Source organism: Escherichia whittamii (assembly GCF_014836715.1).
GTDB classification, from domain to species: Bacteria; Pseudomonadota; Gammaproteobacteria; order Enterobacterales; family Enterobacteriaceae; genus Escherichia; species Escherichia whittamii.
Map to the genome: position 1 here is coordinate 124,471 of NZ_JACSQI010000012.1, position 18,642 is coordinate 143,112.

At 49.7% G+C, this 18,642-nt stretch carries 19 protein-coding genes and 1 pseudogene; 10 read left to right on the top strand and 10 right to left on the bottom strand.

From position 1 onward, the window contains the following. Positions 1–100: 100 nt before the first annotated feature. Positions 101–919 (top strand): bifunctional pyridoxal phosphate/fructose-1,6-bisphosphate phosphatase, encoded by an 819-nt coding sequence (gene ybhA / locus H9644_RS17325; protein WP_000213425.1) that lies wholly within the window; start codon positions 101–103, stop codon positions 917–919. On the opposite strand, the gene modC is transcribed toward ybhA, so the two are convergent. The 4 genes from modC to acrZ all read right to left on the bottom strand — a co-directional run bounded on the left by modC (position 920) and on the right by acrZ (position 3,759). After that, a complete protein-coding gene (modC, locus tag H9644_RS17330; protein WP_064530636.1) occupies positions 920–1,978 on the bottom strand; it encodes a molybdenum ABC transporter ATP-binding protein ModC in 1,059 nt (352 codons plus the stop codon). Between the two features lie 2 nt (positions 1,979–1,980). Then, positions 1,981–2,670, bottom strand: coding sequence for a molybdate ABC transporter permease subunit (modB, locus tag H9644_RS17335; protein ID WP_064530634.1), 690 nt, complete (start codon positions 2,668–2,670; stop codon positions 1,981–1,983). After that, a complete protein-coding gene (gene modA / locus H9644_RS17340) occupies positions 2,670–3,443 on the bottom strand; it encodes a molybdate ABC transporter substrate-binding protein (protein ID WP_105289584.1) in 774 nt (257 codons plus the stop codon). The genes modB and modA overlap by 1 nt, the downstream gene beginning before the upstream one ends. 166 nt (positions 3,444–3,609) lie before the next feature. Further along, on the bottom strand, positions 3,610–3,759 hold the full coding sequence (gene acrZ, locus H9644_RS17345) for a multidrug efflux pump accessory protein AcrZ (protein WP_047623924.1): 150 nt from the start codon (positions 3,757–3,759) through the stop codon (positions 3,610–3,612). A 128-nt stretch (positions 3,760–3,887) separates the two neighbouring features. On the opposite strand from acrZ, the gene modE reads away from it, so the two are divergent. The 6 genes from modE (at position 3,888) to galM (ending at position 10,736) form a co-directional block, all read left to right on the top strand. Next, positions 3,888–4,676 (top strand): molybdenum-dependent transcriptional regulator, encoded by a 789-nt coding sequence (gene modE / locus H9644_RS17350; protein ID WP_064530630.1) that lies wholly within the window; start codon positions 3,888–3,890, stop codon positions 4,674–4,676. Positions 4,677–4,743: 67 nt separating this feature from the next. Next, complete coding sequence (modF, locus tag H9644_RS17355) at positions 4,744–6,216, top strand: molybdate ABC transporter ATP-binding protein ModF (protein WP_191775627.1); 1,473 nt, start codon at positions 4,744–4,746, stop codon at positions 6,214–6,216. 261 nt (positions 6,217–6,477) lie between these two features. Continuing rightward, entirely contained in the window at positions 6,478–7,494 is a 1,017-nt protein-coding gene (gene galE / locus H9644_RS17360; protein ID WP_001265443.1) for a UDP-glucose 4-epimerase GalE, read from the top strand. Positions 7,495–7,503: 9 nt separating this feature from the next. Beyond that, the gene (gene galT / locus H9644_RS17365; protein ID WP_064530626.1) at positions 7,504–8,550 is read left to right on the top strand and encodes a galactose-1-phosphate uridylyltransferase; all 1,047 of its coding nucleotides are present in this window, start codon (positions 7,504–7,506) and stop codon (positions 8,548–8,550) included. Positions 8,551–8,553: 3 nt separating this feature from the next. Then, positions 8,554–9,702, top strand: a complete 1,149-nt coding sequence (gene galK, locus H9644_RS17370; protein ID WP_064530624.1) for a galactokinase — start codon at positions 8,554–8,556, stop codon at positions 9,700–9,702. Further along, a complete protein-coding gene (gene galM / locus H9644_RS17375; protein WP_191775629.1) occupies positions 9,696–10,736 on the top strand; it encodes a galactose-1-epimerase in 1,041 nt (346 codons plus the stop codon). Before galK ends, galM begins: the two co-directional genes overlap by 7 nt. A 66-nt stretch (positions 10,737–10,802) precedes the next feature. On the opposite strand, the gene H9644_RS17380 is transcribed toward galM, so the two are convergent. From H9644_RS17380 to H9644_RS21645, 3 genes and pseudogenes are all read right to left on the bottom strand, one after another. Continuing rightward, complete coding sequence (locus H9644_RS17380) at positions 10,803–11,270, bottom strand: DUF3592 domain-containing protein (RefSeq protein ID WP_191775632.1); 468 nt, start codon at positions 11,268–11,270, stop codon at positions 10,803–10,805. Beyond that, positions 11,261–11,863 (bottom strand): hypothetical protein, encoded by a 603-nt coding sequence (locus H9644_RS17385; protein ID WP_191775634.1) that lies wholly within the window; start codon positions 11,861–11,863, stop codon positions 11,261–11,263. Before H9644_RS17385 ends, H9644_RS17380 begins: the two co-directional genes overlap by 10 nt. 360 nt (positions 11,864–12,223) lie before the next feature. Next, positions 12,224–12,334 (bottom strand): annotated as a pseudogene (locus H9644_RS21645) (chitin disaccharide deacetylase); the annotation flags it as partial. A gap of 460 nt (positions 12,335–12,794) precedes the next feature. Between H9644_RS21645 and gpmA the strand changes: the two are divergent. Further along, a complete protein-coding gene (gene gpmA / locus H9644_RS17390; protein WP_001295305.1) occupies positions 12,795–13,547 on the top strand; it encodes a 2,3-diphosphoglycerate-dependent phosphoglycerate mutase in 753 nt (250 codons plus the stop codon). A gap of 148 nt (positions 13,548–13,695) precedes the next feature. Here gpmA and aroG read toward each other — a convergent pair whose 3' ends face one another. After that, complete coding sequence (gene aroG / locus H9644_RS17395; RefSeq protein WP_064530617.1) at positions 13,696–14,748, bottom strand: 3-deoxy-7-phosphoheptulonate synthase AroG; 1,053 nt, start codon at positions 14,746–14,748, stop codon at positions 13,696–13,698. A gap of 315 nt (positions 14,749–15,063) precedes the next feature. Here aroG and H9644_RS17400 point away from each other — a divergent pair, with 315 nt between their 5' ends. Both H9644_RS17400 and zitB read left to right on the top strand, forming a co-directional pair. After that, positions 15,064–15,444 carry a YbgS-like family protein gene (locus tag H9644_RS17400; protein ID WP_064530615.1) on the top strand — a complete coding sequence of 127 codons (381 nt, stop codon included), beginning with the start codon at positions 15,064–15,066 and terminating at the stop codon, positions 15,442–15,444. Positions 15,445–15,558: 114 nt separating this feature from the next. Next, on the top strand, positions 15,559–16,494 hold the full coding sequence (gene zitB / locus H9644_RS17405) for a CDF family zinc transporter ZitB (RefSeq protein ID WP_191775636.1): 936 nt from the start codon (positions 15,559–15,561) through the stop codon (positions 16,492–16,494). Here zitB and pnuC read toward each other — a convergent pair. Continuing rightward, positions 16,491–17,210: a nicotinamide riboside transporter PnuC gene (gene pnuC / locus H9644_RS17410; protein ID WP_191775639.1), complete on the bottom strand. Its 720-nt coding sequence runs from the start codon at positions 17,208–17,210 to the stop codon at positions 16,491–16,493. The genes zitB and pnuC overlap by 4 nt on opposite strands. Before the next feature lie 37 nt (positions 17,211–17,247). Continuing rightward, positions 17,248–18,291 carry a quinolinate synthase NadA gene (nadA, locus tag H9644_RS17415; protein ID WP_064530608.1) on the bottom strand — a complete coding sequence of 348 codons (1,044 nt, stop codon included), beginning with the start codon at positions 18,289–18,291 and terminating at the stop codon, positions 17,248–17,250. Positions 18,292–18,642 lie beyond the last annotated feature (351 nt).

Below are 18,642 nucleotides of genomic sequence, written 5' to 3' on the forward strand. Positions count from 1 at the left end.
GGCGGTGAATGCTGAATTAAAACTCAGAATTTTGTCCAATAGTGGTATCGGTGTACCATTCGCGCAGACGAAAATTCTTAACCTTAATCTGGAAAACGCCATGACCACACGCGTGATTGCTCTCGACTTAGACGGCACCTTATTGACACCCAAAAAAACTCTGCTTCCCTCATCGATTGAAGCGCTTGCCCGCGCTCGAGAAGCAGGTTACCAATTGATTATCGTCACGGGTCGCCATCACGTCGCTATTCATCCTTTTTATCAGGCGCTGGCGCTGGATACACCTGCTATTTGCTGTAATGGCACCTATTTGTATGATTATCATGCAAAAACCGTGCTGGAAGCTGATCCAATGCCCGTTAACAAAGCCCTGCAACTCATTGAGATGCTGAATGAACACCACATTCACGGTCTGATGTATGTGGATGATGCGATGGTTTATGAGCATCCGACCGGACATGTCATTCGCACTTCTAACTGGGCACAGACTTTGCCGCCGGAACAGCGCCCGACGTTCACACAAGTCGCTTCTCTGGCTGAAACAGCGCAACAAGTTAACGCCGTGTGGAAGTTCGCTTTGACGCACGATGACCTGCCGCAGTTACAGCATTTTGGTAAGCATGTTGAACATGAGTTGGGTCTGGAGTGTGAATGGTCCTGGCACGATCAGGTTGATATTGCGCGCGGCGGCAACAGTAAAGGCAAACGCCTGACGAAATGGGTTGAGGCGCAAGGCTGGTCGATGGAAAACGTAGTAGCATTCGGCGATAACTTCAATGATATCAGTATGCTGGAAGCTGCCGGAACGGGCGTAGCGATGGGCAACGCCGATGACGCGGTAAAAGCGCGCGCCAATATCGTGATTGGTGACAACACCACCGACAGCATCGCCCAGTTTATTTATAGCCACCTGATTTAATCAGGCGGTTATCGACACACTTTTAATTTGCGCGTATAGCCACAGGCCAGGTTTGATTGCCAGTTCATCCCTGGCCCACGGGCTTATTCGCGCCCACAGCGTTTTACCGCCGACTTCCAGTTCCACTTCCACCTGACCGTTGTCGTCATAGCTATTAACGACTTTTGCGCGCAGTACATTGCGGATGCTGGTTTGTTGCGGCGGTTGTAAAACCAAAGAAACATCGGAAGCCTGGATGCGGATGCGTAGCGCGGCTTGTAGCGGTTCATCCAGCTTATTAACCCACAAATGTTGATCGCCCAGCGCCAGCGCGGTCATCGCGTAACGCGGATGATGTTCCAGTACCGTTACTTTCAGAATGCTGCTTTGTTGCTCTTTCGGCAGCCACGGATTCATCACGCTACTGCCCCACACTTCTTCCAGCGCACCAAACGCTTTCACCTGGCCGTTTTCCAGTACCATCACTTTGTCCGCCAGATGGAGGATCTCATCCAGCGAATGACTGACATACAGCATCGGAATGTTGATTTCCCGCGTCAACCGTTGTAGATAAGGCAATAGCTCGCGTTTTCGCGGAAGATCCAGCGACGCCAGTGGTTCATCCAGCAATAATAATTCCGGTGCCGTCAGCAATGCCCGACCAATTGCCACACGCTGTTTTTCGCCCCCGGAAAGACTCCCAGGTAAACGGTCAAGCAACGGTTCAATACCTAAAAGCGCCACCAGCTTATCAAACTGATCGACCATACTTTTCGCCATGCCGTAGCGCAGATTGCCGCGCACTTTGTAATGCGGGAACAGTCGCGCATCCTGAAAAACATAGCCAACACGGCGTTTTTCAGGCGTCAGACAGACACGTTTTTCGGCGTCATATAATACCCGACCATTGAGAACAATCCGCCCGTTTTGCGGGCGCGTCAGGCCACTGATGGCGTTAATCAGCGAGGTTTTTCCGGCACCGGAGACGCCAAATATAGCGGTGATGCCATTGGCGGGCAGGGTTTCATTAATGGTCAGGCAATGGTTACCCAGGGTCTGCGAAAAATTCAATTCCAGCATGATTAGCGCCCCGCCCGTTCACGACTGACTCTCGCCAGCCATTCTGAAATCAACAGGGAGATCATCGCCAGCGCAATAGAGATGATACACAGTCTCGCCGCGCCACTTTCCCCGCCAGGGGTCTGGATCAGGGTATACATGGCAGAAGGAATGGTTCGCGTTTCGCCAGGAATGTTAGAAACAAAGGTGATGGTTGCGCCAAACTCACCGAGCGAACGTGCGAAAGCCAGTACCGTGCCGACGATAATTCCCGGCAACGTCAGCGGTAACGTGATAGTAAAGAAAACGCGCCAGCGCCCGGCCCCCAACGTTCTTGCGGCCTGTTCCAGTTTGACATCAACCCCTTCCAGCGCCAGACGAATCGCCCGCACCATCAGCGGAAAAGACATGACCGCGGCAGCGAGAACGGCGCCACGCCAGCTAAACGCGAAGGTAATGCCAAACCAGTCATACAGACGTTCACCGATAAATCCGCGCCGTCCCATCGAAACTAACAGCAAGTAACCGACGACCACTGGCGGTAACACCAGCGGTAGATGCAGTACGCTGTCGAGCAGAGCTTTGCCCGGAAACGTGCAACGCACCAGTAACCAGGCAAAAAAGATCCCAAACGGCAGGCTAAACAGCACAGCCAGGGAAGAAACTTTCAGGCTCAGTAAAACCGCCTGCCATTCTGGATCGGTCAGTATCATTACTTAGTTGTAAATCCGTAACGTTTAAAGATTTCCGCTGCCTGCGGCCCTTTCAAATAATCATAAAATGCTTTCACCGTGGCGTTGTTATGCCCTTCCACGACAGCAACGGGATATTCTACTTTTTTATGCGAATCTTCCGGGAAGGTGGCGACCACTTTTACCCCTTTGCTGGCAACTGCGTCAGAACCGTAGACAATGCCCAGAGGAGCTTCGTTACGTTCGACCAGCGCCAGTGCCCCACGCACATCTTCCGCTGGGGCCAGTTTTGGAGAGAGCGTATCCCATGCCCCCAGTTTTTGCAGTGCTTCTTTCGCATAAATACCAGCCGGGACATGTTCCGGATCGCCAACCGCCAGACGACCGCCATTCAGCAGAGTAGTCCAGTTAGTTTTGCTGTCGATGGTGAAATCTTTCTGCTCGCTGGCTTTCGGTGCTACAACGACCAGGCTATTGCCGAGCAGTGTCTGCCGCGAAGCCGTATCGATCGCTTTTTTATCAACTGCATAATCCATCCATTTCTGATCGGCAGAAATAAACAGATCCGCAGGCGCACCAGCTTCAATCTGACGGGCCAGGGTAGAAGACGAGGCGAAAGAAGAAACGACGTCCACGCCTTTCTCTTTTTTATACTGCGTAGCAATGTCCTGCATTGCGTTCGTCAGCGATGCCGCCGCAAAAACCGTGATTTTCCCTTCATCCGCCAACGCATTGCCAGCAACAGTGAAAGAGAGTGCCGCTCCGGCAAACAGATTTAACCATTTACGCGCCATGTGTAACCCCTTTATATAACGTTATGTAGGCGTCAATATAACGGTAAGTTCAGAATTTTCCCAGCTGTTATTGTTAACCTTTGAGAGGTAGATAGAAAAAATATCGGCAGGAAAAGCAGGAAGTTGAGAAAAAAGAAAACGCCCGCGAAAGCGGGCATTCAGGGAATCAATGATTTTGTCTGGGCTGGTCTTTTTTACCAACACCAGAAAAGATGTTGAATACTTCACCAAGACCGTAAATCAGCCCCAGGATGATGGCCATCACGACAGGTACCATGATTACGGCGAATACCAGACTTTTTAATAACTCTAACATGGTCAACTCCAGATGTAGTCCTGTGACTATTCTAACCGTTAAGCACAGAAAAGCACTCCCCTTTTGTGCGGTCAGCTTTGCGTGGCGTTCATTTTCCGTCACAATAAGATTTTTGTCGGGACATTGTTATGCAGGCCGAAATCCTTCTCACTCTTAAGCTTCAACAAAAGCTCTTTGCTGACCCACGCCGCATTTCACTACTAAAACACATTGCGCTTTCCGGTTCCATCAGCCAGGGGGCGAAAGATGCCGGTATTAGCTATAAAAGCGCCTGGGATGCCATTAACGAAATGAATCAGTTAAGCGAGCATACCCTGGTTGAACGCGCAACAGGCGGAAAAGGTGGCGGCGGCGCGATGTTGACTCGCTATGGTCAACGACTGATTCAGCTTTACGAGCTGCTCGCCCAGATCCAGCAAAAAGCCTTTGATGTGTTAAGTGACGATGACGCCCTGCCGCTGAACAGCCTGCTGGCAGCTATCTCACGTTTCTCGCTGCAAACCAGCGCCCGTAATCAGTGGTTCGGCACCATCACCGCCCGCGATCATGATGACATTCAACAACATGTTGATGTCTTACTGGCCGACGGCAAAACACGGTTAAAAGTCGCGATTACCGCGCAAAGTGGCGCGCGTCTGGGGCTGGATGAAGGCAAAGAAGTGTTGATTCTGCTGAAAGCGCCGTGGGTGAACATTACCCTGGATGACACTGTAGCCCAGGGTGCCGACAACCAATTGCCGGGCATTATTCGCCATATAGAGCGCGGCGCAGAACAGTGCGAAGTATTAATGGCGTTACCTGACGGGCAAACCCTGTGCGCCACGGTGCCGGTAAATGAAGCGGCTTCTCTTGAACAAGGGCAAAATGTCACGGCTTACTTTAACGCCGACAGCGTGATTATCGCCACGCTTTGCTAAGTGTGTTGACAATTTGTTATGAAACACGTATCCCTGTCAGTAATCGCTGCAAAAAATGGGATACATAATGTCATCGTTGCAAATTTTGCAAGGCACGTTTCGTCTTAGCGACACAAAAACGCTGCAATTGTCTCAGCTAAATTTAAACGCGGGTGATAGTTGGGCGTTTGTCGGTTCTAACGGTAGCGGCAAGTCGGCGCTGGCTCGTGCGTTGGCAGGGGAACTTCCGCTCTTGAAAGGTGAACGGCAAAGCCAGTTTTCCCACATCACTCGTCTCTCCTTCGAGCAATTGCAAAAACTCGTCAGCGACGAGTGGCAGCGCAATAATACCGATATGCTTAGTCCTGGCGAAGATGACACCGGGCGCACCACGGCTGAGATCATTCAGGATGAAGTTAAGGATGCACAGCGTTGCGCGCAGCTGGCGCAGCAGTTCGGCATTACCGCCCTTCTCGACCGACGCTTTAAATATCTTTCCACTGGCGAGACGCGTAAAACTCTGCTGTGTCAGGCGCTGATGTCAGATCCTGAGTTGTTAATTCTTGACGAACCGTTCGATGGTCTTGACGTTGCCTCACGTCAGCAACTGGCAGAATTACTCGCCTCGTTACATCAGTCCGGTATTACCCTGGTGCTGGTGCTCAATCGCTTCGATGAGATCCCAGAATTTGTCCAGTTTGCTGGTGTACTGGCGGATTGCACGTTAGCGGAAACAGGCGCTAAAGAGGAACTACTCCAGCAGGCACTCGTTGCACAACTGGCGCACAGTGAACGGCTGGATGGCGTACAACTACCGGAACCGGATGAACCTTCAGCACGTCATGCATTACCCGCCAACGAACCGCGCATTGTGCTGAACAATGGTGTGGTTTCTTATAACGATCGCCCCATTCTTAACAACCTTAGCTGGCAGGTGAACCCTGGCGAACACTGGCAAATTGTTGGGCCAAATGGTGCGGGAAAATCAACGTTATTAAGCCTTATCACTGGCGATCATCCACAGGGATACAGCAACGATTTAACGCTGTTTGGTCGACGTCGCGGCAGCGGTGAAACCATCTGGGATATCAAAAAACATATCGGTTATGTCAGCAGTAGTTTGCATCTGGATTACCGGGTCAGCACTACGGTGCGGAACGTTATCCTTTCCGGATATTTTGATTCGATTGGTATTTATCAGGCCGTTTCGGATCGTCAGCAAAAGCTGGTGCAGCAGTGGCTGGATATTCTCGGCATTGACAAACGCACGGCTGACGCCCCTTTCCACAGTCTTTCCTGGGGGCAGCAACGTCTGGCGCTGATCGTCCGCGCACTGGTGAAGCATCCCACATTGCTTATTCTCGATGAACCTTTACAGGGGCTTGATCCGCTGAATCGCCAGCTTATCCGCAGATTTGTTGATGTGTTAATTAGCGAAGGTGAAACGCAATTACTGTTTGTTTCGCACCACGCACAAGACGCGCCTGCCTGTATTACCCATCGTCTGGAGTTCGTGCCGGACGGTGACCTCTATCGTTATGCGCTGACAAAAATAAACTAAGACTGTAATGCTGAATGTGCCGGATGCGGCGTAAACGCCTTATCCGGCACACCGTTAGACGCATCCAGGCATGAAAACGCAACTTTTTTTCAGATAAAAAGCGCAATCATTCACAACCCCTCTGTTTTATAATCGTTTATTCGCGCATAAAAAATGGCTAAATTCTTGTGTAAACGATTCCACTAATTTATTCCATGTCACACTTTTCGCATCTTTGTTATGCTATGGTTATTTCATACCATAAGCCTAATGGAGCGAATTATGAGAGTTCTGGTTACCGGTGGTAGCGGTTACATTGGAAGTCATACCTGTGTGCAATTACTGCAAAACGGTCATGATGTCATCATTCTTGATAACCTCTGTAACAGTAAGCGCAGCGTACTGCCTGTTATCGAGCGTTTAGGCGGCAAACATCCAACGTTTGTTGAAGGCGATATCCGTAACGAAGCGTTGATGACCGAGATCCTGCACGATCACGCTATCGACACCGTGATCCACTTCGCCGGGCTGAAAGCCGTTGGAGAGTCAGTACAAAAACCGCTGGAATATTACGACAACAACGTTAACGGTACTCTGCGTCTGATTAGCGCCATGCGCGCCGCTAACGTCAAAAACTTTATCTTCAGCTCCTCCGCCACCGTTTATGGCGATCAGCCCAAAATTCCTTACGTTGAAAGCTTCCCTACCGGCACGCCGCAAAGCCCTTACGGCAAAAGCAAGCTGATGGTGGAACAGATCCTCACCGACCTGCAAAAAGCCCAGCCGGACTGGAGCATTGCCCTGCTGCGCTACTTCAACCCGGTTGGCGCGCATCCGTCGGGTGATATGGGCGAAGATCCGCAGGGCATTCCGAATAACCTGATGCCGTACATTGCCCAGGTTGCCGTAGGCCGTCGCGACTCTCTGGCTATTTTTGGTAACGATTATCCAACCGAAGACGGTACTGGCGTGCGCGATTACATCCACGTAATGGACCTGGCAGACGGTCACGTCGTGGCGATGGAAAAACTGGCGAACAAGCCAGGCGTACACATCTACAACCTCGGTGCAGGCGTAGGCAGCAGCGTGCTGGACGTGGTTAATGCCTTCAGCAAAGCTTGCGGCAAACCGGTTAATTATCATTTTGCACCGCGTCGCGAGGGCGACCTTCCGGCCTACTGGGCGGACGCCAGCAAAGCCGATCGCGAACTGAACTGGCGCGTAACGCGCACACTCGATGAAATGGCGCAGGACACCTGGCACTGGCAGTCACGCCATCCACAGGGATATCCCGATTAAGGAACGACCATGACGCAATTTAATCCCGTTGATCATCCACATCGCCGCTATAACCCGCTCACCGGGCAATGGATTCTGGTTTCACCGCACCGCGCGAAGCGCCCCTGGCAGGGGGCGCAGGAAACGCCAGCCAAACAGGTGTTACCTGCGCACGATCCAGATTGCTTCCTCTGCGCAGGTAATGTGCGGGTGACAGGCGATAAAAACCCCGATTACACCGGGACTTACGTTTTTACCAATGACTTTGCGGCGTTGATGTCCGACACGCCAGACGCCCCGGAAAGCAACGATCCGCTGATGCGTTGCCAGAGCGCGCGTGGCACCAGTCGGGTGATCTGTTTTTCACCGGATCACAGTAAAACGCTGCCAGAGTTAAGCGTTGCCGCATTGACAGAAATCGTCAAAACCTGGCAGGAGCAAACCGCAGAGCTGGGAAAAACATACCCATGGGTGCAGGTCTTTGAAAACAAAGGTGCAGCGATGGGGTGCTCTAACCCGCATCCGCACGGTCAGGTTTGGGCAAACAGTTTCCTGCCTAACGAAGCCGAGCGTGAAGATCGCCTGCAAAAAGAATATTTCGCCGAACAGAAATCGCCAATGCTGGTGGATTATGTTCAGCGCGAGCTGGCAGACGGTAGCCGTACCGTTGTCGAAACCGAACACTGGTTAGCCGTAGTGCCTTACTGGGCTGCCTGGCCGTTCGAAACGCTACTGCTGCCCAAAGCCCACGTATTACGGATCACCGATTTGACCGACGCCCAGCGCAACGATCTGGCGTTGGCGTTGAAAAAGCTGACCAGTCGTTATGACAACCTCTTCCAGTGCTCCTTCCCCTACTCTATGGGCTGGCACGGTGCGCCATTTAATGGCGAAGAGAATCAACACTGGCAGCTGCACGCGCACTTTTATCCGCCTCTGTTGCGCTCTGCCAGCGTACGTAAATTTATGGTTGGTTATGAAATGCTGGCAGAGACCCAGCGAGACCTGACCGCAGAACAGGCAGCAGAGCGTTTGCGCGCAGTCAGCGATATCCATTTTCGCGAATCCGGAGTGTAAGAAATGAGTCTGAAAGAAAAAACACAATCTCTGTTTGCCAACGCATTTGGCTACCCTGCCACTCACACCATTCAGGCGCCTGGCCGCGTGAATTTGATTGGTGAACACACCGACTACAACGACGGTTTCGTTCTGCCCTGCGCGATTGATTATCAAACCGTGATTAGCTGCGCGCCACGAGATGACCGTAAAGTTCGCGTGATGGCGGCTGATTATGAAAATCAGATTGACGAGTTTTCCCTTGATGCGCCCATTGTTGCTCATGAAAACTATCAATGGGCTAACTACGTCCGTGGCGTAGTGAAACATCTGCAGCTGCGTAACAACAGCTTCGGCGGCGTGGACATGGTAATAAGCGGCAACGTGCCGCAGGGCGCCGGGTTAAGTTCTTCCGCTTCACTGGAAGTGGCGGTCGGAACCGTATTGCAGCAGCTTTACCATCTGCCGCTGGACGGCGCACAAATCGCGCTTAACGGTCAGGAAGCAGAAAATCAGTTTGTTGGCTGTAACTGTGGGATCATGGATCAGCTAATTTCCGCCCTGGGCAAGAAAGATCATGCCTTGCTGATCGATTGCCGCTCTCTGGGGACCAAAGCAGTTTCCATGCCGAAAGGTGTGGCAGTGGTCATCATCAACAGTAACTTTAAACGTACCCTGGTTGGCAGTGAGTACAACACCCGTCGTGAACAGTGCGAAACCGGTGCGCGTTTCTTCCAGCAGCCAGCCCTGCGTGATGTCACCATTGAAGAATTCAACGCCGTAGCGCATGAACTGGATCCGATCGTAGCGAAACGCGTGCGTCACGTCCTGACCGAAAACGCGCGTACCGTTGAAGCTGCCAGCGCACTGGAGAAAGGTGATTTGCAGCGTATGGGCGAGTTAATGGCGGAGTCTCATGCCTCTATGCGCGATGATTTCGAAATCACCGTGCCGCAAATTGACACTCTGGTCGAAATCGTAAAAGCTGTGATTGGCGACAAAGGTGGCGTACGCATGACCGGTGGCGGATTTGGCGGCTGTATCGTCGCGCTGATCCCGGAAGAGCTGGTGCCTGCTGTACAGCAAGCCGTCGCTGAACAATATGAAGCAAAAACAGGCATTAAAGAGACTTTTTACGTGTGTAAACCATCACAAGGAGCAGGACAGTGCTGAACGAAACTCCCGCACTGGCACCCGATGGTCAGCCGTACCGACTGTTAACTTTGCGTAACAACGCAGGGATGGTAGTCACGCTGATGGACTGGGGTGCGACTTTACTTTCAGCCCGTATTCCGCTTTCCGATGGCAGCGTCCGCGAGGCGCTGCTTGGCTGCGCCAGCCCGGAATGCTATCAGGATCAGGCCGCATTTCTGGGGGCCTCTATTGGTCGTTATGCTAACCGTATCGCCAATAGCCGTTATACCTTTGACGGTGAAACCGTGACGCTTTCGCCAAGTCAGGGCGTTAACCAGTTGCACGGCGGCCCGGAAGGGTTCGACAAACGTCGCTGGCAGATTGTGAACCAAAACGATCGTCAGGTGCTGTTTGCCCTGAGTTCAGAAGATGGCGATCAGGGCTTTCCGGGCAATCTCGGCGCGACGGTGCAGTATCGTCTGACCGACGATAACCGTATCTCTATTACCTATCGCGCCACGGTTGATAAACCTTGCCCGGTGAATATGACTAATCACGTCTATTTCAACCTCGACGGCGAGCAGTCTGATGTGCGTAACCACAAACTGCAGATTCTGGCGGACGAATATCTGCCAGTTGATGAAGGTGGCATTCCGCACGACGGCCTGAAATCTGTTGCCGGTACGTCTTTTGATTTCCGCAGCGCCAAAATCATCGCCAGTGAGTTTCTTGCCGATGACGATCAGCGCAAAGTCAAAGGTTACGATCACGCGTTCTTGTTGCAGGCCAAAGGTGATGGCAAGAAAGTGGCGGCGCATGTCTGGTCAGCAGATGAGAAATTGCAGCTTAAGGTCTACACCACCGCTCCGGCTTTGCAATTTTACTCCGGCAACTTCCTCGGCGGTACGCCGTCGCGGGGAATCGAACCTTACGCAGACTGGCAAGGTCTGGCGCTGGAAAGCGAGTTTCTGCCGGACAGTCCAAACCATCCTGAATGGCCGCAACCGGACTGCTTCCTGCGTCCTGGCGAAGAGTATTCCAGCCTGACGGAATATCAGTTTATTGCTGAGTAATGATATTTTCTAAAGCGCCCCAATTAGCACCTCAGGGCGCTTTTATTGTAGCTCACAATATTACGTTCAGTCGTTCCGATTATTTTTATCTGATGCAGGCCATTTCCTGAAAATGTGAATGCATATACTCCATATAAAAAGAGCCATGCCAATAGTCCATTCGCCAATATGGTGCCCATCCCCCATATTTACATCATGATTATCTAATTTGATAACTTTCGCATGATCAGGTTTGTCACTGTCATACACAATAGTCACCACTGAATGGTAAGCATAATCAGTATCACTCGTGGCCAGATATATGACATGACTATTCCCTTCTTCATCTGTGTAACGAGCTTTAGCATGATAATCATGGCGTCCTGGCGGTCTATGAGAAATGCACTCACGATCAAATATAACACCTGACGTTGTGACGCCATTGTTAATTAACCCATCGCTATAGTGGTATTCCTGAAAAATACCCATGACAAAAAATACCAGTGCTAAAATAAAGCATAACACCAAAAATCGAGGGTGAAATATTACCGACACAATACTTTCCTCCAGATATATGAGAGAAGTAAAGAAATATCCTTAATTAAATCGCCGTCATGATATTTTTTCCCTACGGGAGAACCAATAACAAGCTGTAATACTCCGCCCCACATTAATAGAACAATAGACCATATTAATAATATTGAATTAGATTTATCAATTTTTATTGCTTTATCATCCAGTCTAATAATACGCCATATTTGCGGATTATCACGATCATAGACAACGGTAGCATGATTAAAGTAGATGTAATCCGTTCTCCTGAATGGAAGAGAAAGAGTATGCCGCTGTAGATGATGATCCAGATAGCTAACGCTGGCACAATATCCTTTATCGACTGAACCACGAGGTGTGCTGCTGGTACAGTCATCGCGATCAATAATAGTTCCCTGAACTACCATACCCCGGTGAGTTATGCCATACTCGAACTGAAAAAAGGTATATCCCCATACAATAAAAAAAATAGCTGCACCAGTAAAACAAATGGCTCGCATCATTTTCATATAACGACAAGAGAACAAACAAAAAACAATAAAAGACGGAAGTATAAGGAAGAGCAAGATAATAAAAGATACTAAAAAATCGATCATCACCGCACCATTTTAATTACCCATCACCATTAATTCACTTCTGAGTCTACTACCTGATTTGTCGCATTCTCTGCCTTATTCACGGATAGCTTACCATTTTCACCAGAGCTTCTGGTAATAAAACATGTCTCATTCAATGTAAATATGATTATTTCCTGAGCTTTATCAATAAATAAATTGATATTTAATTTATATTATTCACCTTATGAGTAAATGAATCAAAAAAAATTCACCACAAAAATCAATTAAATTCCTCTTGCAGATAAATCCATTAAAGCAGAGGGCCATAATAAATGACGGGGCGAAATCAGTTTTTTTCTGAATAAGCGCTGCACCTCCCACTATCGAGGCGCAATTTTGTTAAATATCGTGAAACGATCCCAGCCGATATCCTCTTTCGGCAATCGCCTCACGCAACGGTGCAGAAGTCAACACGTCGTGCTCAACCAATCGCTCAAAACAGTACGCGCTCTACTGCACCGTGATGAGGAATATTAATGTAATGTTCAGTTTGCTGATCGTTATTTGTACTAAATTACGTTTAGCTTACATCCTCACTGGGTAAACAGGTTATCGATAAGTGTCTCGAATTATGTTTCATTGACCTTCAAATATGATTGTTTTCACATTTCCATCATTGTTCCACCTTGCTATTGAATAAATTTTTTATGTTGTGAATTAATTAATACCATATATTTTTATTACAGATGAAATTGGAATGGCATCACTTCTTAAGCAGAATGGAGAACTCTACTGGGCGACACCTGATCGTCATTTGCTCAAATTCACACCATGTTGCAATCAATTAGTTACACTTAACTTACATTGAATCTCCATTTTCGCTATTGTTATAACTAATCATTGCCGTACGTTCACAACGGCAATATAATGAGAATTATTATCATTTAATAATGATTTGAGGAGTAAGTATATGGCTGTAACTAAGCTGGTTCTGGTTCGTCATGGCGAAAGCCAGTGGAACAAAGAAAACCGTTTCACCGGTTGGTACGACGTGGATCTGTCTGAGAAAGGCGTAAGCGAAGCAAAAGCAGCAGGCAAGCTGCTGAAAGAGGAAGGTTACAGCTTTGACTTTGCTTACACCTCTGTGCTGAAACGCGCTATCCACACCCTGTGGAACGTGCTGGACGAACTGGATCAGGCATGGCTGCCCGTTGAGAAATCCTGGAAACTGAATGAACGTCATTACGGTGCGTTGCAGGGGCTGAACAAAGCGGAAACCGCTGAAAAATATGGCGACGAGCAGGTGAAACAGTGGCGTCGTGGTTTTGCGGTGACTCCGCCGGAGCTGACTAAAGATGATGAGCGTTATCCGGGCCACGATCCGCGTTACGCAAAACTGAGCGAGAAAGAGCTTCCGCTGACGGAAAGCCTGGCGCTGACTATTGACCGCGTGATCCCTTACTGGAATGAAACCATTCTGCCGCGTATGAAGAGCGGTGAGCGCGTGATCATTGCTGCCCACGGTAACTCCCTGCGTGCGCTGGTGAAATATCTCGATAACATGAGCGAAGAAGAGATTCTTGAGCTGAATATCCCGACTGGTGTGCCGCTGGTTTATGAGTTCGACGAGAACTTCAAACCACTGAAACGTTATTATCTGGGTAATGCTGACGAGATCGCGGCAAAAGCGGCGGCCGTTGCTAACCAGGGTAAAGCGAAGTAAACGTCATTCGTTTAAAAATGAGAAAGCCGACTGCAAGTGAGTCGGCTTTTTTTGTTTGTCGTTGCTAATAATGGAGCACATTGCCTGATGCGACGCTGCGCGTCTTATCATGCCTACAAACATACAGTCATGGCGATTCGACTATAAATTACCCGCGACGCGCTTTTACTGCGTTCGCCAGTTGGCGTAACAGAGCATCGGTATCATCCCAGCCAATGCAGGCATCGGTGATACTCTTGCCATAGGCCAGCGGTTCCCCGCTCTCGAGGCTCTGATTGCCTTCCACCAGATGACTTTCGACCATCACACCAATAATGGCTGTTTCGCCACCGGCAATCTGCTGGCAAACGTCAGCACATACATCCATCTGTTTTTTGAACTGTTTGGACGAGTTAGCATGGCTGAAATCGATCATCACTTGAGCTGGCAGACCCGCCTTTTTCAACCCTTCTTTCACTTCAGCAACGTGCTTCGCGCTGTAGTTAGGCTCTTTACCACCGCGCAGAATGATATGGCAATCGCCGTTACCGCTGGTATTCACAATCGCCGAATGCCCCCATTTAGTTACGGACAGGAAGCAGTGCGGCGCACCGGCGGCATTAATGGCATCGATAGCCACTTTAATCGTACCGTCGGTGCCATTTTTGAAGCCGACCGGGCAAGAAAGACCAGACGCCAGTTCGCGGTGTACCTGCGATTCAGTTGTACGCGCGCCAATTGCTCCCCAGCTCATCAGGTCAGCGAGATACTGAGGGGTGATCATATCGAGAAATTCGCCAGCCGCTGGCAGGCCGCTGTCGTTAATATCGAGCAGCAATTTACGGGCAATACGCAAACCGTCGTTGATCTGGAAGCTGTTGTCCATATGCGGATCGTTGATCAGCCCTTTCCAGCCCACCGTTGTACGCGGCTTTTCAAAATAAACGCGCATTACGATTTCCAGCTCATCTTTCAGCTCATCACGCAGCGCCAGCAAGCGAGTGGCGTACTCTTTAGCCGCGACGGGATCATGAATAGAACACGGGCCAATCACCACTAACAGGCGATCATCATTACCTTTCAGGATCTTATGGATCGCTTTTCGGGCATGGGCAACCGTATTCGCGGCATTTTCAGTGGCAGGGAATTTTTCCAGCAGTGCGACAGGAGGAAGTAACTCTTTGATTTCTTTGATGCGTAAATCGTCGTTCTGATAATTCATGTCTGTTCCAGTGTTGCCATACTTATCTTGGTGAATGCAATCCTTCCAATCTATATCTTCCGTCAGAATGTGTAAACGGGGTTTTACACTATGGACGGAATAATCCTGGAATCGGCAAGAAATACGCCAGATTGTCGCGGAAAACGAGATCTCTCCTACAATTTCTAACTGTAACTTCTCTATTTATTAATTTTTTCAAGATTCTCTGCTGGATCTATTCTTCTGGCTGAAATCTTAATCCATTGCCTGATATTCACCTGCAAATGCACTGTTGGAAGAGGTTATCCGACATAACGACCATAACAGGAGCATCCTATGAAAATGACAAAACTGGCCACACTATTTCTGACTGCCACTTTAAGCCTTGCCAGCGGTGCCGCGCTGGCTGCCGATAGCGGAGCGCAAACCAATAACGGCCAGGCAAACGCAGCGGCAGATGCGGGCCAGGTTGCCCCGGACGCTCGTGAAAATGTCGCACCAAATAACGTCGATAATAACGGGGTTAATACCAACTCGGGCGGGACTATGCTGCACCCGAATGGTTCATCCATGAATAATGACGGCATGACCAAAGACGAAGAGCACAAAAACACCATGTGCAAAGACGGTCGCTGCCCGGACATCAATAAAAAGGTCCAAACCGGTGATGGCATCAACAATGATGTCGATACCAAAACCGACGGTACTACGCAGTAAGCCAGGGTATATGGCTGATAATGGGAGAGCGGAGGCTCTCCTTTTTAATTTTTCCCTTCTAAAAGCAGTATGATGTCATAAAGTTAAGTGAGATAAATTAAGGGATGACTCGTCATGGCGCACTCACACACTTCCCCACACCTGCCAGAAGATAATAATGCTCGTCGACTGTTGTATGCTTTCGGCGTGACTGCCGGTTTTATGCTGGTAGAAGTCATTGGCGGTTTTCTTTCCGGTTCCCTGGCATTGCTGGCTGATGCCGGACATATGTTGACCGATACAGCCGCCCTGCTCTTCGCTCTGCTTGCCGTACAATTTTCTCGTCGTCCCCCCACCATTCGCCACACTTTCGGCTGGCTCAGGTTGACCACACTCGCGGCGTTTGTGAATGCCATTGCCCTGGTAGTAATTACCATTTTGATTGTCTGGGAGGCGATAGAACGTTTCCGCACGCCGCGTCCTGTTGAGGGCGGTATGATGATGGTCATTGCTGTGGCGGGGCTGCTGGCAAATATACTCTCTTTCTGGTTACTTCATCACGGCAGTGAAGAGAAAAACCTCAACGTGCGCGCAGCGGCACTGCATGTACTCGGGGATCTGCTGGGTTCGGTTGGTGCTATCGTTGCCGCGTTGATTATTATCTGGACCGGCTGGACACCTGCTGACCCCATTCTCTCAATACTGGTGTCGCTTCTGGTTCTGCGCAGCGCGTGGCGGTTATTGAAAGACAGCGTGAATGAATTACTTGAAGGTGCGCCGGTATCGCTGGATATCGCTGAACTGAAGCGTCGTATGTGCCGGGAAATCCCGGAAGTCCGTAATGTACACCATGTACACGTGTGGATGGTGGGCGAGAAGCCAGTAATGACGTTGCATGTGCAGGTGATCCCGCCACACGATCACGACGCGCTGTTAGACAAGATCCAGCACTATCTGATGGATCACTATCAGATTGAGCACGCCACCATCCAGATGGAATATCAACCTTGTCATGGGCCGGATTGCCACCTTAATCAAGGCGTATCCGGCCATTCACACCATCACCATTAATGGGACAGCGCGCGCGAACCTCTTTCGCGTGCGCTGTTGATCCACATCCGGCTGCCGTTAAGGGCAATAAACGTCAGGATCAGATACTCCAGCGACATGGCATAGACGCCCTGCAAGGCGAAAATCACCACGCTAATTACGTTAATAATAACCCACAGCAACCAGTTTTCGACGTATTTGCGCGTCATCAGAATCATTGCCACGATGGATAACACCATCATGCAGGAATCCCAGAATGGGAAGGCATCCGGTTGCAGTTCTGGCATCGCCACCTGTAATCCCAACGCTTGCATAATCATGACCGCGACACGGGTCAGGAACGCAAATACAGGGTTGATAAATACCGTCATCAGGCCAATGGCAATGACACAAACAGCGAGCCAGGTTAACGCCTTCGGTAGTGGCAACCAGCGAATCTTCAACTCGGTTTCATGTTGACTGGTTTGTCGCGACCAGGCATACCAGCCGTAAATATTGGCGGCAAAGAAAAATACCTGTAGCAACAAGCTGGCATACAGTTGAATCTGAAAGAAAATAATGCCAAACAGGGTGACGTTGATCAGGCCAAAAAAGTAGTTGCTGATCTTCTCCATACTGGCGAGGCCAATACACAGTAACCCAGCGATCGTCCCTACCGCTTCGATCCATGAGAGATCGTAACCGCCAGCACCGATCGGTATATGAACCAGAATGTTCTGTGTGCTAAAAAAATCCATCTTTCCCCCAAAGCGTAGCGCGACGCCTCATTGTTAGTTATCCACGTAGTGTAGCCGCAAAATCCAGCATGCGGTTGAGCGGCACCAGCGCCCTCTCTCGCAGCTTTTCGTCAACATGCACCTCATGTTTGCTTCCTCCCTGTTCCAGGGCCTCTGCAATGGCTTGAAGGCCATTCATTGCCATCCACGGGCAATGAGCGCAACTTCGACAGGTTGCTCCCTCACCAGCGGTTGGCGCTTCCAGCAATTCTTTATCTGGCACCGCTTGCTGCATTTTGTAGAAAATGCCCCGGTCAGTCGCCACAATCAGTTGCTGATGCGGCAATGTTTTTGCAGCGTTAATCAACTGACTTGTGGAACCAACAGCATCGGCCATATCGACAATAGCTTGTGGTGACTCCGGATGCACCAGTATGGCAGCATCAGGGTACTGTTTTTGTAAGTGGATTAACGCCTGAGTCTTAAACTCGTCATGAACGATGCAGGCACCTTGCCAGCATAAGATGTCTGCGCCTGTCTGTTTTTGCACGTAACGCCCCAAATGTTTGTCTGGTGCCCAGATGATTTTTTCCCCCAAACTATCGAGATAATCAATGAGTTCGACGGCAATGCTTGAAGTTACCACCCAATCTGCACGCGCTTTCACGGCAGCGGAAGTGTTAGCGTAGACGACGACTGTACGATCGGGATGGGCATCGCAAAATGCGTTGAATTCTTCAATCGGGCAGCCGAGATCCAGTGAACATTCAGCCTTAAGTGTTGGCATCAGAATTGTTTTTTCCGGGCTGAGAATTTTGGCGGTTTCACCCATAAATCTCACTCCTGAGACTAAAAGCGTAGAAGCAGAATGCCTTGCACCGAAGCGCGCCATTTCCAAAGAATCAGAAATACAGCCACCGGTTTCTTCAGCCAGCTGTTGAATTTCGGGATCGGTATAGTAGTGGGCGACCATCACCGCATTACGTTCTTTCAACAGACGTTTTATTTTCTCGCGATAATACGCTTTTTCATCAATGCTTAACGGCGTTGGCTTCGGTGGGAAAGGGTATATCGCCGTTTCAGGATCAAACATCACGCTCATCTGGCCATCTCGTTTTACAGGCTTAACGTTTAAACCGATATAAAGCGTTTAACCCGCTGCAATCGGCATCATTTGTTTTATATGCTAAACAAAATAGCCGAACGGTGAGGAAAAGTCACACGTATTACGCCTAATGTGCAGGATGCGTCATTTTACGCCTAATTCCACCAACGTAGAGTTGCTTGCATAGCAAGCTCCGACTATGTCATCAGGTTTACGAATTGAAATTGTGGGATGCCTGAATAGCAAAAAGGCGCCTTTAGGGCGCCTTTTTACATTGGTGGGTCGTGCAGGATGACTCGCTTCGCTCGCCCTTCGGGTCGTCGCCGCGAGCGGCTCCGTTGTTTCGCT